We start from the raw sequence: 15,158 nt of genomic DNA, 5'->3' as shown, positions 1-15,158 counted from the left end.
GCCTGCCCTCCCCCGCCGCCGAACCGGCGGCCCTCAAGATGCCCGCTGTCAAGCGTGAGCCGGAAGGAGCCACTGAGGGCGGTTACCCGCCCGTCCTCACACGTCCACAGGGCAGGTGCCGTCGACCAGTGCCGACGGGGTCCGGAGCGGAAGGGGAACGCTCGCGGGCGCGGCCTCGGGGCCGTCGTGGCAGGTGAAGCCGAGGCGCGCCATGGCCCGGGTGACTTCGCCGACGGTGAAGTCACGGCGGTCCTGTCCCGTGGTGACCTGGCCCACCTGCTTGACGGGGTAGCGGCGGCGGCCGATGGTCACGGACGCGCCCGTGACCAGCTCGGGCTTGACGCCCTTCATCGAGGCCAGCACCCCGATCTTGGTCAGGTCGAACGGGTACTGGGCGATGACACAACGCATGATGCCTCCCAGGCATGACGCAAAGGAACTGACCCGGGCGGGGTGGATCAGCCGCGGACGGGAACGGGCCGGAGCCAGCTGCCGAGGACGTCCCGCAGACGGATGCGGTCCGTGTACGTGGAACTGGCACGGAGGACGGCGAGCCGGGCCAGAGTGATCGAACCCGTGCTCTGGTCGTCGCCGTCGCACACAGTCAGGTACTCGACACGTGCACCCGCCATGACGGCCAGAGCCACCTCGACGGTCATGTCGTCACAGACCCGAGGCCCGTACGCTTCCATGCCGTCGACCACGGTCGTCGATGCGGGGTCCGCCACGCGGCACTGAGTCTGAGTGGGCGTCAAAGATGCCTCCTGCGGTGCGGGTTGGTCGGCTTGGTGGCCATCGCGGCCTGGGGAGACCGCTGCGGCTCCGGGGTCGTGCAGGGCCTAGGCCGCCGAGTCGATGGCGGTGCGCCGCTGTGCCCTGCGGCGCACCGCCGCGCCGGCGGGCCGCCCCTGGCCGGTGCGGCCCTGACGGCCACGGGACGGGGAAGACGTGCGGCGGGGACGCTCCACGGCCGGAACGGTGATGACGACCGGGACACCGGACGGCGCCTGGGCGCCGGTGATGCGGCTCAGCTCCGCCTCACCCGAGCGCACCGGAGTGATGCGCGGGGTGATGCCGGCCGAGGCCATCAGTCGGCTCATGCCGCGGCGCTGGCCGGGTGTCACCAGGGTGACGACGCTGCCGGACTCCCCCGCACGGGCCGTACGACCGCCACGGTGCAGGTAGTCCTTGTGGTCGCCGGGCGGATCCACGTTGACGACCAGGTCGAGGTTGTCGACGTGGATGCCGCGGGCCGCGACGTTGGTGGCGACCAGCACCGTGACGTGACCGTCCTTGAACTGAGCCAGGGTCCGGGTGCGCTGCGGCTGGGACCTGCCACCGTGCAGGGCGGCGGCGCGGACGCCGCTGCTGAGGAGGTGCTCGGTCAACCGGTCCACGGCGTGCTTGGTGTCCAGGAACATGATGACCCGGCCGTCCCGTGCCGCGATCTCGGTGGTCGTCCGGTGCTTGTCCGCGTCGTGCACGTGGAGCACGTGGTGCTCCATCGTGGTGACGGCACCGGCCGACGGGTCGACGGAGTGGACCACCGGGTCGGTCAGGTAGCGACGGACCAACAGGTCCACGTTACGGTCCAGGGTCGCCGAGAAGAGCATCCGCTGACCCTCCGGCCGCACCTGGTCGAGCAGGGCGGTGACCTGGGGCATGAAGCCCATGTCGGTCATCTGGTCGGCCTCGTCCAGGACAGTGACGGCGACGTCCCGCAGTCGGCAGTCGCCCCGGTCGATCAGGTCCTTGAGCCGCCCCGGTGTCGCGACGACGACCTCGGCCCCGGCCCGCAGCGCACTCGCCTGCCTGCCGATCGACATTCCGCCGACCACGGTGGCCAGCCGCAGCCGGACGGCGCGGGCATACGGGGTGAGCGCGTCGGTGACCTGCTGGGCGAGTTCACGGGTGGGCACGAGGATCAGGGCCAGCGGCTCCCGTGGTTCGGCGCGCCGGCCTGCCATGCGGGCCATTACCGCGAGGCCGAAGGCGAGCGTCTTGCCCGACCCGGTACGGCCACGACCGAGTACGTCACGGCCGGCCAGGGAGTTCGGCAGGGTCGCCGCCTGGATGGGGAACGGTACGGTCACGCCGTCGTGGCCGAGCGCGGCCAGCAACGGCGTCGGCATGGCGAGATCGGCGAACGTCTCGACGGCGGGCAACGCCGGTGTGGTCGTCTTCGGTGGTGCGAACTCACCTTGTGCGGCCTGCCGATTTCCGTTGCCCTTGGAGCGGCTCTGAACACCGGAGCGGCCGACAGCAGCACTTCCTCCGAAGCGGTCGTATGTGCGAGTCGTGCGTGTGCGAGTTGTACGTGCACGGTTCATGTGGAACCTTCCTCGACGTGGGCGCGTATCAAGGAATTTCCGCAGTAAAACGAACGGCGCAGAGAATCACGAGAACGAGCCGAAAAAAACAGGGCTGAATCGCCCTGAAAATGAAGCGAGCTGGGGCCCGCACCCCAAGGTGCGGGCCCCAGCTGCGAAGTGTGCGTCAGTGCCGAAGCGTCAGGCGGGAACGATGTTCTCGGCCGTCGGGCCCTTCTGGCCCTGCGCGATGTCGAACGAAACCTTCTGGCCCTCCAGCAGCTCACGGAAGCCCTGGGCGGCGATGTTGGAGTAGTGGGCGAAGACGTCGGCGCCGCCGCCGTCCTGCTCGATGAAACCGAAGCCCTTTTCCGCGTTGAACCACTTCACGGTGCCAGTAGCCATTTTGTTTCTCCTTCGGAGACGGTGTCAGGAATACGCTCTGTGCGCTTTCCGTGTCGCCGTGATGATCAGCCGCCGGAAAAACCATTCTGGCAACCACACCTGCAACTGATACTGACAGTAGCACGTCGTGAGCGACCCCACGCGGTGAACAATTCCTGTCCGTCTCCCACCTCAAGAATATTTCTCGTGCGCCGTGTCGATTTCTCACTTCCCGACCACAGGAATTTGTTCTCCCGGGCCGCACTGTTGCCGTCGAGTCTGTCCGGTCGCAGCGCCGTGACCACCTTCGACGGCTTGGGCGCGGCTGCCGTCGCCATCGGCTGACGACATGCCGACGAACGCGCCGAGACCCCAGCAGCGAGAGGAAGGCCACACGGCGGTTCCGGCGGGGCGACCGCGGCGGTCTTGCGGCCCGCGGGCCGATCGAGCTCCGCACTCGGACGCGATTCTCACCCTCGACCGGTGCGACTTCCGGGCTGTCTGCCCGCTGGGCCGCCACAAGGCATACCGGGTGCTGCCCGACGATCCGCCACTTTGACGCGAGCGTCCTGGTACTGAAGTCCCATCCACAGACGGGACCTGGTCAGCGGTCGCCTTCAGGCGCAGAGCACGTGACTCGGCTTCACCGAGGGAACGGCAGGCCGAGGGTCAGGACATGCGAACGCTTGCCAAAGTCGGCCACGAAACCTCAGGCCGTCGGCGCCCTTTGGCAAACGTGAGCGGTGGCTGCGTGGCATCCACCAAGCACTCGTGCCCTCCCCGTGCCCGATCTTCGTGTGCTCGACGGGTAGGCGTCCGGGGGGCTCCAGCAACACACAGACCCCAGGTCACTGACCTGGGGTCTCATCATGGAGCGGGTGACGAGAATCGAACTCGCGCTCTCAGCTTGGGAAGCTGATGTTCTACCATTAAACTACACCCGCGTAAGTAACCCGCTGTGACCGAGTTTCTCACCGTGTCGCACACTGTACCCCATGCCGAGCCCCGGGCGCTGCCGCGCCGGGGCTCGTGTGCGTCCGGGGTCCCCGCGTCCCGGACGGTGGGGCGTACGGGGTCGGGACGGGTGGGCGCGCCGGTGTGGAGGAGGCGTGGACGCGGGTGCGGGGCGGGGGAGTTGGGGCGTACCGTGGGGGTGCCGGGGCCGGGTTCCGCGAGAGCGGAGAGCCGCCTGGAGCGCCGTCCCTTTCATCCCGTAATGTGGCGCCTGTTGTCGGCCGCCCGGCGTCCCGTGGGGCACGGGTGGCATGAACGGCTCATGGGGAAGGGACTCAGGACTCGATGGAGCGCACCGTCGTCCGTTGTGCCGAGGGGCACGTGTTCAGCACCGCTTCGTTCCCGATGCAGCAGGCCGGCCGGCTCGGTCCCGGCCGTCTGATCCGCTGTCCTCGCTGTGCCCGCCTCCGGAACGCCGTTCCGGTGGAGCAGGGGTGCACGGGGCGAGCGGGGCGTTTGGGGTAGTCGTCGGCTCACGCCCGGTACACGAGTACGGGACCGGCGTCGCCTCTGCGTATCCTCGGGACGTGCTTCTCTCAGACAAGGACATCCGGGCAGAGATCGACGCCGGGCGCGTGCGCATCGACCCGTACGACGAATCGATGGTGCAGCCCTCGAGCATCGATGTGCGGCTCGACCGCTACTTCCGGGTGTTCGAGAACCACCGCTACCCCCATATCGACCCCTCGATCGAGCAGGCGGATCTGACGCGGCTCGTGGAGCCCGAGGGCGACGAGCCGTTCATCCTCCACCCGGGCGAGTTCGTGCTCGCGTCGACGTACGAGGTGATCTCGCTTCCCGACGATCTCGCCTCGCGGCTGGAGGGGAAGAGCTCCCTGGGGCGGCTCGGGCTGGTGACGCACTCGACGGCCGGATTCATCGACCCCGGGTTCTCCGGGCACGTGACCCTGGAGCTGTCGAACCTGGCCACGCTGCCGATCAAGCTCTGGCCGGGGATGAAGATCGGGCAGCTCTGCATGTTCCGGCTCACTTCCCCCGCCGAGTCCCCCTACGGGTCCGAGCGGTACGGGTCGCGTTACCAGGGCCAGCGCGGTCCGACCGCCTCCCGCTCGTATCTCAACTTCCACAGGACGCAGGTGTGATGGCCGCCACGGGTGACGCGGCGGAACCGGTGCGGGAGAACCTGACGTACGAGACGTTCGGCCGCGCCGTCCGGGAGCTGGCGCAGACGATCGCCGACGACGGCTATGAGCCCGACATCGTGCTGAGCATCGCCCGCGGCGGGGTCTTCGTCGCCGGCGGGCTCGCCTACGCCCTCGACTGCAAGAACATCCACCTGGTGAACGTGGAGTTCTACACGGGTGTCGGGACCACCCTGGAGATGCCGGTCATGCTGGCGCCCGTCCCGAACGCCATCGACTTCTCCGACAAGAAGGTCCTGATCACGGACGACGTCGCGGACACGGGCAAGACGCTCAAGCTCGTGCACGACTTCTGCCTGGACCACGTCGCCGAGGTGCGGTCCGCTGTGATCTACGAGAAGTCGCAATCGCTCGTCAAGTGCGAGTACGTGTGGAAGCGCACGGACGAGTGGATCAACTTCCCGTGGAGTGTGTTGCCTCCAGTAAGTAGGTCGGGGGAAGCGGTTAAGGCGAACAAGGAAGCTCTCTGACCTGCGAATCGTCCGCAGCAACTCGGTGCCACCTGTGAATGGGCCCCTCGATTGATCATCGAGGGGCCCTCGGGCTGTCCGGGGCGAATCTCGAACTTGTCAGCAGGTCGGAGCCGGCGCCCTCGTAGCCCTTCCCCGCACCTGCGGCCCACCACTGGCCACGGACAAAGTGGGTTGTAGCGGTTGTCGGAGAACTGCACCAGTGGCATGAAATTAAGCCCAAGAAGTTACCAAACATGCTCACTGTGCTCCTGCTTCTGATCGATTGCTGGCGATGTGGTCAACCTCGCTGTGGGCTCGCAGAGGCCCTCGAACAGGTTGAGACAAGGAGCACGTAGATGAGTCCTGAGCACAGGACGGCGTCCCGCCTGGGACCACTGCCCCCTCGAACCGTGTGGATGACCGGCGGCACGATCGCCTCGCTCGCGCTGGTCGTAGCGGCCGGTGTGTGCAGCCCCGCGATGACGGTGGCACAGGCCATGAACGTCGCACCCGTTGCCGCGACGAACACCTACGGCGGCGGGGGCGGTAAGGGCGAGTGCGAGGACAAGGGGGACCGCGGGAGGGACGGCCACGACAAGGACAAGTGCCGGGGCGTGACGGGCCCTACCGGAGCGACAGGTGCGACCGGCCCTGCGGGTGCCACGGGCGCGACCGGTCCGAAGGGCGCGACGGGTCCGACGGGGCCTGCGGGTCTGAACGGTCTGAACGGTGCGACCGGCGCGACGGGGCCTGCGGGTCTGAACGGTCTGAACGGTGCGACCGGCGCGACGGGGCCTGCGGGTCTGAACGGTCTGAACGGTGCGACCGGTCCGACGGGTCCTGCGGGTCTGAACGGTCTGAACGGTGCGACCGGTCCGACGGGGCCTGCGGGTCTGAACGGTCTGAACGGTGCGACCGGTCCGACGGGTCCTGCGGGACTGAACGGCCTCAATGGCGCGACCGGTCCGACGGGTCCGACAGGGCCTGCGGGTCTGAACGGCACCAACGGCACCAACGGCACCAACGGCACTAACGGCACTAACGGCACCAACGGCACCAACGGCACCGACGGTGCGACGGGTCCGACCGGTCCGGCGGGGGCCGGACTGACTGCAACTCACGAGGAATCGAGCGGTACTCAGGTTATCGGTTCGAATGCGCTGGTACAGAAAACCGCAAATTGCCCAGCAGGCAGTGTCGTCACCGGGGGCGGGTGGACGGTGAGCTCAGAAAATGTGTGGGTGCTCCAGTCCCAAAGATCGGGTACTTCGAGCTGGGCCGTAACGTTCCTCAACCGTTCTACCGGTCTCGTCACTGTGCAAGCTCTCGCAGAATGCGCCCCTTAATCGGGGTGAAGGCAAGGACCGGGGTGCGTGTCTGAGTCTCTCAGCCTGGAGCACCACCCCAACCCACCCCTCACTCCAGCTCCCATCCCGTCTGCTCGGCTCTGCCCTGGGTCGATGGCAGGCGGGATGGGAGCTCCCGCGCACGCCACGCTCGGGCCGGCGCTCGCGAACGGCGCCCCGTCCATCCCGGAGTCTGAGCGCCCCCGCCGGAGGCATGCTTTCGAAGTCGTACTCCAGGATGTAGGGGGCAGCGTCGAGCGGCATCTCGTTGATCTCGACGAGGCGACCTTGGTCCGCGAATGCGGTGTGGCAGATGAGGATGACGGGTGTGCCCGCGGGGATGCTCAGATGTGCCGCTTCTTCCTTCGAAGGCGTGCGAGAGCGGATTTCTTCACGGAAGTGCACTGGCTTGTAGCCGAGTTCGGCGAGCCGGGCGTACGTTCCCCCGGGCCCGTGTCCTCCTGGGTGATCGCTGACCCTGCGACCACGGACATGGGGAGGTAGCTCGTCGCGAGCAGGACGGGCTTCCTCTCCAGAACGAACCGTCGGCTCCTCACGCACACGCTGTCGCCCTCGGCCAGATCCAGAACCGTGTCCGACCGCCCCTGTCCGCGTCTGTTGGTGTCAGCCGCTGGTGAGCTTTGCTCATACGCCGATCGAACGGATTTGATGAGCCATCAGAAGTCGGGGCTCGAACGGTGCTGGCAAACAGGGCCCATGCCTCCACCAAGCTGAGATCACCGCCACACCGTGCTCTCAGGCGATGGGACCGCGGAACAGTCTTGTTACTCCGGCGATGAATTCACCGGCAGACGAATGGAGGGGCAGAGGGACTGCGGAAGGCGGGGCAAGACAAGCGTCGAGATCATGTGTGGAGAAACTCCGTGATGTCAGATATCAAGGCGAGCCCATCTGCGCGGGTCCGCAACAGAAATGGCCAGCGTCTGGCAGCGGCGATCGGGCTGGTCCTGGCCATCGGCCCAGTCATGACATCACTGGCATACGCCCAGAGCACCACCCGGACGTCCCGGTCCCTCGCCCTGCCACCCGAGTGTTCCGGCGGCCCCACCGTCACCTGCACCTATACAACCCCGGGCGAGCATCAGTTCGACCTTCCCGACAGCGCCACCGGCAGCATCACCGTCACAGCGGTCGGTGCCCCCGGCGGAAACGGCTCCCGGTTCTTCGACAACAACATTGCTGGTGCCGGCGGCAAGGGAGCCAATGTCACCGCCACTCTCCCGGTTACGCCCGGAAGCACCCTCTGGGTCGAAGTCGGCGGCAACGGTGCCAACGGTGTCGGTACCACCGGCGGCAGCGGCGGAGTCAACGGGGGCGGAAACGGCGGTACCGACGGCAGTGTGGGTGGCGGTGGTGGCGGAGGCGGCGGGGCCAGCGCCGTCCAGACGTGCTCCTTCACCACCCCTGCCACCTGCATCCTCACCGGCAACCCGGCCACCGACCCACGGTTGATCGTCGCAGCCGGTGGTGGCGGCGGGGGCGGGTACATCGGTGGCGGGGGCGGCGGCATCGGAGCTGGACCCGGGGGCGCGCCCGACGGTGGAGCGGGAGGCGGATTCGGTGTGGCCGCCGGCGCCGGCGGCGGCGGGGCCGGCGGCAGCAGCGGAGGCGGCGGCCCGAGTTTCCCCCAGTTCGCCGGTGGTGGTGGCGGCGGTAGCGGTGCTGCTTCCGGTGGTGGTGGCGGCGGCACCAGTGGTGGTGGGGGCGGCGGCGGCAACGGAGGACCCAGCGGCGCCGACGGTTCTGCTACCAGCGGCGGTAGCGGCGCCAGCGAACTTGACGCGGGTGGTGGGGGCGGGGGCGGGTTCAACGGTGGTGGGGGCGGCGGCGCCAACCCGCTGGGGGCGGCTGATGGCGGTGGGGGCGGCGGCGCCGGTGCGTCGTTCGTAACGGTCGGTGCATCCGCAACGTCGGCCGGTGCCGACACCACTGGTACGGCAGTGGTCACGATCACGTATGTGGATGCCGGCCCGCCCGGACCCACCGGACCCACAGGGCCGGCCGGACCCACCGGTGCCCAGGGGGCCACGGGCCCGACGGGGGCTGCGGGTGTCACGGGTGTGACCGGACCCACCGGTCCGGCCGGGTCCACCGGTGCCGAAGGGGCAACAGGCCCGACCGGAGCGGACGGGGCGACGGGTCCGACGGGTGCCGAGGGGGCAACAGGCCCGACGGGGGCTGCCGGTGTCACGGGTGTGACCGGACCCACCGGTCCGGCCGGGTCCACCGGTGCCGAAGGGGCAACAGGCCCGACCGGAGCGGACGGGGCGACGGGGGCTACGGGTGTCACGGGTGTGACCGGACCCACCGGTCCGGCCGGGTCCACCGGTGCCGAAGGGGCAACAGGCCCGACCGGAGCGGACGGGGCCACGGGCCCGACGGGTGCCGAAGGGGTGACCGGCCCGACCGGTGCCGAGGGGGCAACAGGCCCGACGGGAGCCACGGGTGTCACGGGAGCGACCGGACCCGCCGGCCCGACGGGCGTCATCACCTCGGCCGGCGACAGGCGCCACATCTACTGGGCCGAAGTGGATTCACAGGGCAGGGCCTGGATCCAGGAGCAACTCCTCGTCCGCAACAGCAGCCAGTGGTACGCCCTCTCCAACGTCCCCGGCTACCCCACGTCCCGCGCCGCCGGCATCTCCCTGCTCATCACCTCGGGCCGCCTCCACATCAGAGTCCTCACCCAGAACGATCACCTTTACCAGGCCGTCTGCCCCGCCGATCGGCCCCTGACCAAACACCTCCTGCGCACCCAGTGCGGCCACTTCACCCGCGTCGCCGGCCCGACCGACCCCAAGAAGGCCGGCTCCGGAACCCACCGCTCACCAGGCCGGCACACCTGACATCCCGCAACAGCCGGCACACACGACGGCTGACATACGGCGACGGGGCCCGGGCGCAATGCCCGGGCCCCGTCGCCGTATGCGTCAGGACTGCTAGAACGTGCCCAGCTTGATGATCGACAGCAGTGCGATCAGCTGGATCGCTGAGGCGCCCAGCGCCTTCGGCCACGGAAGGTCGTGCGACTTGCTCACCATGAGGGTGAAGAGCACGCCCGCGGCCACCCAGGTCGCCCAGCCGAGGAGCTGGACGAACGAGGCGTCGCCGCCCATGAACATGGCGAAGACCAGACGCGGCGCGTCCGTGAGGGACATGATCAGCATCGACAGGCCGACCGTGGGCTGCCAGGCACCGTCGCCGCCGAGCTGGCGGGCCAGGGTGTGCGTCACGACACCCAGCACGAAGGCGCTGACGACGATCGCGACACCGGTGATCAGGACGTAAGGGATCGCCGAGGCGAGCGTCGCGTTGATCGCGTCCTTGCGGGCGCCGTCGAAGCCGAAGATCGCGAGCAGGCCGTAGATGAACGTCACGATGAGGGCGGGGCCCCACATCGCGTAGTCGCGCATCTGCAGGAAGGTCTGGTTCGGCCGCAGCACGATGCCGCTGAGCAGCTGCTTCCAGTGCAGACGGGGGCCGACGGGCGCGGCCGCGCCCTGGCCCGAACGGTAGGTCTCGCCCTGCGTGTACGGGTCGTCACCGGCGGGTCCGTACGGGTCCTCGCCGATGGAGAAGGCCTGGGTGTGGCCGGGGTTGTTCGCGGCGTACGGGTCGGGGGTCTGGGGCCTGCCGTATCCGCCGTCGCCGAAGTACTCGGGCTCGCCCTGGCCGCCCGACTGCGGCCACTGCTGCTGGGCGCCTCTGTACGCCGGGGCGCCCGCTCCGTAGCCGGGGGCGCCACCCTGGCCGCCCCCGTAGGGCGGCTGCTGCGGGTACGACGGCGCCTGCGGCGTGCCGTACGGTGGCCGCCCGCCCTGGGGGGCCTGCCGGCCGTACGGCTGCTGCCGCGGGTTGTTCTGCGGTCGCGCTTGCGAGGGGCCGTCGTCCCGGCCGCGTCCGATCCTGAATCCAGCCACGTAATCGAACGTACCTGGTCCGGAAGCGTCACGTGCCGGGTCCGGGGTCTTACGCCCGGCTTTGCGGCTGACCTGTGACATCCCCTAAGGGGTCCCCGTCAGGGTCACCGGAAGGGGATCCCGGAGGGGTTGGGACAGGTCCGGGGCGGCGCGGGCGGGCCCGTCGGCGGGTCAGCGGCCCAGCACCGCCCCGTACGCCAATGGGGTGGACGAGGACGGCAGGTGGAGCCGGGACGGGGTGAGGGCGACCGAACCGGGCGCCGTGGCACCGGGGAGCACCCAGACGCCGCCCGACGAGGCGTTCTCGCCGGGCGAGCCGACGGAGAGGTCCGGGTGGTGGTCGCCGTCGTAGTCGTCGCTCGCCAGGGCCGCGCCGAACGCGTCGCCGGTCTCCGCGGCGCCCGGGACACCCGCCGTGTCCTGCTGGTACGCGACCGAGGTGGCCGCGCCGGAGGCGGAGAGGAGCCCCTGCGAGCCGCCGAACAGGACCGTCGCGCTGCCCGCCCTCGCCCGGCTGCCGATCGCCTCACCGGGGGCTCCGGCGACCAGGTCCGTGCGGCCGTCGCCGTTGATGTCGGCTACGGCCAGCGCGGAGCCGAAACCGTCGCCGTTCTCGGCGACGCCCGGCACTCCGGGGGTGTCCTGGTTGAGGGTCTGGGCCCGGGTGCCGAAGGAGCCGCCCCCAGCCGCCCCGTAGTGGATGTGGATGCCGCCGCCCTTGGCGAGCTCCTCCGGCCCGCACGGGTCGTCTATGTTCTCGTCGGCGATCTCGCGGCAGTTGCCGAGCGCGAGGTCGTCGTGCCCGTCGCCGTCGAAGTCGCCGGCGGCGAGTGCGGAGGCGGCTGCGTTGTCGGTGTTCCAGAAGTTGGCCATGCCGGATTCCTCGGCGGACCAGCGCCACAGCCGTACGTGGGACTGCGTGTAGGGGGCGTTGACGGTGTAGTAGGCGACGGCGAGATCGGGGGTGCCGTCGTCGTCGAAGTCGCCGGTCGCCAGGACCGGGGCACGGCCGCCCATGTGGTCCGAGAAGACGCTGCTCAGGTCCCCTGCGGCGGTGCGCAGCACGACCTTGTCGGTCGCTCCGATCGCCAGGTCCGTCCGCCCGTCGCCCGTGAAGTCGGCCGCGGCGAGGGACTTCCCGTACGCCGCCGAGGCCGCGGGCCCGTCGGCGACGGTGAAGGCCGTGCCGAGGCCGCCGTGCACGCCGCGCAGCACCGTGACCGTGCCCGCGTCGGCCCCGGTGCCGGTGATGTCCTCACCGGGGGCGCCGATGACCAGGTCCGTCGTCCCGTTGCCGTCCGCGTCGGCGACGGCCACGGAGGCGCCGAACCGGTCGCCCTTCTCCGGGACGCCCGGAGTGCCGGGCCGCGACTGGCTGATGCGTATGTGCCCGAGCGAGCCGAGGCCCCTGGGGTCGCCCCAGATCACATCGACATAGCCGGCCTGAGCCTGGCCGTCGACGGTCGCGTTCGGGACGCCGACGGCGAGGTCCGCGTAGCCGTCGCCGTTGAAGTCGCTGACCACGGTCGTCGGGCCTGCGGCGTTCGCGGCCGGCGCGAAGGCCGGCCCTGCGGCGGCAGCGGCGGCGACGGCGGCGGCCAGGGCGTACGTCCGTGTGCGCACGGGGACTCCAACGGGGTTGTGGGGCTGGGGTGGTGCAGGGCTCCACTCGTGTGACCGGCGAACCGGCCCCGGGGTTGTACGGGGTTCACCGGGGCGTGGTCCCGGGTTCACGTCCGCCGAACGCGCCACGTGAGCCGTGGTGTTCGCCCGGAGGTGTTCCGCCCCCGAAGGGCCGGCCATGGGGGGCGTTGCGGTTGGTCGGCGAAGTCGGCGAAGTCGGCGCGGCGACGCCGCCGAGGAGCCGTCTCCTGCCTGGGCAGTCCCACGACACCCCAGGGCCCCAGCGCACCCCAGGACACCTCTAAGGCATGCCCAGGAACTCCGTCGTCGAGAACGTCACGGCCGGTGTCCGGCCGATCAGGCCCGTCCTCGTGCCCCGGTACACCGCCACCGTGTCCGCGGTCGCCCCCTGCATCGTGCGCACCACGAGGTCGGCGCACCTGTCGCCGTCGAAGTCGGCGGCGGCCAGCACCCGGCCGGTGCTCCGTGTCTTCGGGGGCAGCGTCACCGTGTCCGACGGGGACAGACCCGTCGCACGGCCGCGGAAGACGCGGATGCGGGTGCCGTCGGAGACGACGAGGTCCGTGCGGCCGTCGGCGTCGAGGTCGGCGGCGTCCAGGGCCGTGCCGGGGACGGCGAGCGCGCCGCGCAGCGCGCCGGGGACGTCGTAGCGCAGGGCCGTGCCACGGCGCGAGCCGATCGCGACGTCCGTGCCCGGGCCCCGGCCGAAGCGGCCGAAGGCCACGTCGACACCGGCCGGGAGCAGCACACCGGTGCGGGTGGGACCGCCGGGGCCGCCGAGGACGACGCCCGATGTGGAGTTCCCGGTGTCGTGGCGGACCAGCAGATCGTCGTAGCCGTCGTGGTTGACGTCGAGGGCGGGGCCGGTGGGGACGCTGCCGGGGGAGGGAAGGGGCCGGCCCGCGGCGCGCGGCGCCCCCGTACGGCCGAAGGGGCCGCGCAGATAGCTGAGGCGGCCGCCCGTCGCGTGCACGACCAGGTCCTGCTCGCCGTCCCCGTCGAAGTCCCCGCACACGGGCTGGTCGGGCCAGTCGTTGCCGAAGCGGGCGGCCGCGGGGACGCGCAGTTCGACGGCCCTGCCGGCCAGGCCCTTGGGCGAGCCGAAGAGGATCTGGAGCGGGACCGGGGGCTGTCCCTGTCCGTCGTACGGCGGGTCGGTCGACACGACCAGGTCGGTGAAGCCGTCGCCGTCGAGGTCGCAGGAGGCCTCCGCGTCGAACGAGGAGGGCAACTGGCCCTTCGTGGACGCCCCGTACGCCGTCGGTGTCAGCAACTGCCGTGCGGCCGGAACCAGTCCGTGCGCCGAGCCGTAGACGACGCCGATGCCCAGGTCGTCGCCGTGCGCGTCGTCGGGGCTCTTCACCAGATCGGGCAGGACCAGATCGCGGTGGCCGTCGCCGTTGAAGTCGTCGGCGGCGCGGCTGCCCTTGCCGCGCGGGACGGGAAGCGGGGCGGGCGCCTTGCCGGCCGCCGCGCCCGCGGGCGTGTGCCGGCCGTCCTTCCCTCCGTCGCCGAAGCCGCCGATGCCGCTGCAGCCCGCGAGGAGCAGGGCGCAGCCGGCCGCGGCCGCGGCGGCACGTATCGCCGTTCTTCGCTTGCTCACCCATCACCCCGAACACATGGCCGACCACAACCCGGCCATGATGCTCCCGCCGCCGGACGGCGCGGCGGGCGGGGTGCGCGGGCCCGGTGCCGGCGGTGCCACGGCGTGCCGGCGGCCGCCCCGCGCCGGGTCGGCGCCGGCAGGCCCTGCGTCAGCCTGCGGAGCAGGCGCAGCGGGCGGCCTCGGCCGCGCCGGTCTGCTCCTGCGCGGGGAGTCCGGCATCGACGGACACCTTGAGGAGCTGAAGCGTGGGAGTGTCCGTGGGGGTGGCCCCATCGGCGCCCCCGATCAGCACGGGCCGGGCAACGGGCAGGTCCCAGTTGTCCGTTGCCCGCTGGACACGGCCCGACAGAAGAGCCGGCAAGGTGTTGCGGAATGCGGAGGAAATAAGGGCGTGATTCCGCGAGTCCGATTTCAGGCCGAGGTGTTGATACGCATTACTCCACAACGCGCCCTCGTCCCACTGCTGTTGCCAGGGATGCTGGCCGTCCACCGTCTCCAGGTGCAATGATTGGGCACGGAAGGCGGTGTTCGCCGCGAGAACTGCCCTGAGGCGCCGATGGCGCTCCAGTTCCCGCGCATCCGTACGGAACATCCGGCCGGCCGGGGGCGCGCACACGGCTCCCAGTACGGTGCAGGCTGCGACGGAGGTCAGGACGGCCCAGATCAGGACGTCTTTCACAACGGTTCTCTCTCCTTTCCAGGTGATTCAGTAAGAGGAGAATCCCTTTCGGGGTGGCGCCGTTCGGGCGTTGACCGTCCGGTCCGGCGTCTTACTGTCCCCGGTTCGCTCTGTCACCCGCATAACGGCATGGCATGTGCCAAGTTACGTACGGGCTTTGCGATATGGGCCGTTGGGTGTACTTGTCCACCCGGAGGCCGAGGCTTCCCTTTGTGCGTCCTTGTTCGGCCCGGGGCGCGGAGAGGGAGGAGCCGGTCGGCTTGGCGGAGTTTCTGCGAATCCCTTTTTCGGTTTTTCGTTTCGTGTGGGTGCGGTGGTGCTCCGACGGAGAGGTCCGTGCCGAAGCCGTCACCCCGCTCGTTCGCGCCCGGGACGCCCGGTGAGTACTGGGTCCACCACACGGGGGGCGTGCCCGGCCCCTCCACGCGCGGGCGCGCCCATGCGAAAGGCCGGAGCCACGTGCTGTGGCTCCGGCCTCTGCTCGGGGAGCGGGTGACCCGGCTCGCTGTGTGAGCGGCTGGCTACTTCACCGGCTCGGGTTCGGGCTCGTTCTCGGTCTCGGCTTCGCCTGCCGGGTCGACCGGTGTCCTGACCGAGTCGAGGAGGAGCTGGGCGACGTC

Annotated in this window: 12 protein-coding genes, 1 tRNA gene and 2 pseudogenes; 5 read left to right on the top strand and 10 right to left on the bottom strand. The window is 70.3% G+C overall.

Going from position 1 to position 15,158, the window contains the following annotated elements; genetic code table 11:
- Positions 1-96: 96 nt before the first annotated feature.
- The 4 genes from ACWCP6_RS36900 to ACWCP6_RS36885 all read right to left on the bottom strand — a co-directional run bounded on the left by ACWCP6_RS36900 (position 97) and on the right by ACWCP6_RS36885 (position 2,714).
- A complete protein-coding gene (locus ACWCP6_RS36900; RefSeq protein ID WP_450937040.1) occupies positions 97-411 on the bottom strand; it encodes an SCO5918 family protein in 315 nt (104 codons plus the stop codon).
- A gap of 47 nt (positions 412-458) precedes the next feature.
- On the bottom strand, positions 459-728 hold the full coding sequence (locus ACWCP6_RS36895) for a CBS domain-containing protein (protein ID WP_450937039.1): 270 nt from the start codon (positions 726-728) through the stop codon (positions 459-461).
- A 111-nt stretch (positions 729-839) separates the two neighbouring features.
- Positions 840-2,330 carry a DEAD/DEAH box helicase gene (locus tag ACWCP6_RS36890; protein ID WP_450937038.1) on the bottom strand — a complete coding sequence of 497 codons (1,491 nt, stop codon included), beginning with the start codon at positions 2,328-2,330 and terminating at the stop codon, positions 840-842.
- Positions 2,331-2,510: 180 nt separating this feature from the next.
- The gene (locus ACWCP6_RS36885) at positions 2,511-2,714 is read right to left on the bottom strand and encodes a cold-shock protein (RefSeq protein ID WP_004986771.1); all 204 of its coding nucleotides are present in this window, start codon (positions 2,712-2,714) and stop codon (positions 2,511-2,513) included.
- 436 nt (positions 2,715-3,150) lie between these two features.
- Here ACWCP6_RS36885 and ACWCP6_RS36880 point away from each other — a divergent pair.
- Positions 3,151-3,252: pseudogene (locus ACWCP6_RS36880) on the top strand (VapC toxin family PIN domain ribonuclease); the annotation flags it as partial.
- Positions 3,253-3,563: 311 nt separating this feature from the next.
- On the opposite strand, the gene ACWCP6_RS36875 reads toward ACWCP6_RS36880, so the two are convergent.
- A tRNA-Gly gene (locus ACWCP6_RS36875) sits at positions 3,564-3,637 on the bottom strand.
- A 355-nt stretch (positions 3,638-3,992) separates the two neighbouring features.
- Between ACWCP6_RS36875 and ACWCP6_RS36870 the strand changes: the two genes are divergently transcribed.
- From ACWCP6_RS36870 to ACWCP6_RS36860, 3 genes are all read left to right on the top strand, one after another.
- Positions 3,993-4,172 carry a hypothetical protein gene (locus ACWCP6_RS36870; protein WP_450937037.1) on the top strand — a complete coding sequence of 60 codons (180 nt, stop codon included), beginning with the start codon at positions 3,993-3,995 and terminating at the stop codon, positions 4,170-4,172.
- 62 nt (positions 4,173-4,234) lie between these two features.
- A complete protein-coding gene (gene dcd, locus ACWCP6_RS36865; RefSeq protein ID WP_450937036.1) occupies positions 4,235-4,810 on the top strand; it encodes a dCTP deaminase in 576 nt (191 codons plus the stop codon).
- Entirely contained in the window at positions 4,810-5,340 is a 531-nt protein-coding gene (locus ACWCP6_RS36860) for a phosphoribosyltransferase (RefSeq protein WP_450937035.1), read from the top strand. Before dcd ends, ACWCP6_RS36860 begins: the two co-directional genes overlap by 1 nt.
- Positions 5,341-6,884: 1,544 nt before the next feature.
- On the opposite strand, the pseudogene ACWCP6_RS36855 reads toward ACWCP6_RS36860, so the two are convergent.
- A pseudogene (locus tag ACWCP6_RS36855) lies at positions 6,885-7,264 on the bottom strand (UTRA domain-containing protein); the annotation flags it as partial.
- Positions 7,265-9,082: 1,818 nt separating this feature from the next.
- Here ACWCP6_RS36855 and ACWCP6_RS36850 point away from each other — a divergent pair.
- Positions 9,083-9,535 carry a hypothetical protein gene (locus ACWCP6_RS36850; RefSeq protein WP_450937034.1) on the top strand — a complete coding sequence of 151 codons (453 nt, stop codon included), beginning with the start codon at positions 9,083-9,085 and terminating at the stop codon, positions 9,533-9,535.
- A gap of 93 nt (positions 9,536-9,628) precedes the next feature.
- Here the strand turns inward: ACWCP6_RS36850 and ACWCP6_RS36845 are convergent, their stop codons facing one another.
- The 4 genes from ACWCP6_RS36845 to ACWCP6_RS36830 form a co-directional block, all read right to left on the bottom strand.
- Positions 9,629-10,690 carry a Yip1 family protein gene (locus ACWCP6_RS36845; protein WP_450937033.1) on the bottom strand — a complete coding sequence of 354 codons (1,062 nt, stop codon included), beginning with the start codon at positions 10,688-10,690 and terminating at the stop codon, positions 9,629-9,631.
- 90 nt (positions 10,691-10,780) lie between these two features.
- Positions 10,781-12,232, bottom strand: coding sequence for an FG-GAP-like repeat-containing protein (locus ACWCP6_RS36840; RefSeq protein ID WP_450937032.1), 1,452 nt, complete (start codon positions 12,230-12,232; stop codon positions 10,781-10,783).
- A 301-nt stretch (positions 12,233-12,533) separates the two neighbouring features.
- Positions 12,534-13,856, bottom strand: a complete 1,323-nt coding sequence (locus ACWCP6_RS36835; protein ID WP_450937031.1) for an FG-GAP repeat domain-containing protein — start codon at positions 13,854-13,856, stop codon at positions 12,534-12,536.
- A 151-nt stretch (positions 13,857-14,007) separates the two neighbouring features.
- Positions 14,008-14,538 (bottom strand): hypothetical protein, encoded by a 531-nt coding sequence (locus tag ACWCP6_RS36830; protein WP_450937030.1) that lies wholly within the window; start codon positions 14,536-14,538, stop codon positions 14,008-14,010.
- Between the last annotated feature and the right edge of the window lie 620 nt (positions 14,539-15,158).

It is taken from the genome of Streptomyces sp. NPDC002004 (assembly GCF_053593975.1).
The sequence above is the reverse complement of the archived record's forward strand: the minus strand, read 5'-3'. Positions and strand labels throughout refer to the sequence as shown.

What these genes read in the sequence shown, in the direction of transcription:
- ACWCP6_RS36845 (WP_450937033.1), bottom strand. Translation starts at nt 10,690, where the DNA reads ATGTCACAGGTCAGCCGCAAAGCCGGGCGTAAGACCCCGGACCCGGCA.
- ACWCP6_RS36900 (WP_450937040.1), bottom strand. Translation starts at nt 411, where the DNA reads ATGCGTTGTGTCATCGCCCAGTACCCGTTCGACCTGACCAAGATCGGG.
- ACWCP6_RS36870 (WP_450937037.1), top strand. Translation starts at nt 3,993, where the DNA reads ATGGAGCGCACCGTCGTCCGTTGTGCCGAGGGGCACGTGTTCAGCACC.
- ACWCP6_RS36890 (WP_450937038.1), bottom strand. Translation starts at nt 2,330, where the DNA reads ATGAACCGTGCACGTACAACTCGCACACGCACGACTCGCACATACGAC.
- ACWCP6_RS36860 (WP_450937035.1), top strand. Translation starts at nt 4,810, where the DNA reads ATGGCCGCCACGGGTGACGCGGCGGAACCGGTGCGGGAGAACCTGACG.
- ACWCP6_RS36885 (WP_004986771.1), bottom strand. Translation starts at nt 2,714, where the DNA reads ATGGCTACTGGCACCGTGAAGTGGTTCAACGCGGAAAAGGGCTTCGGT.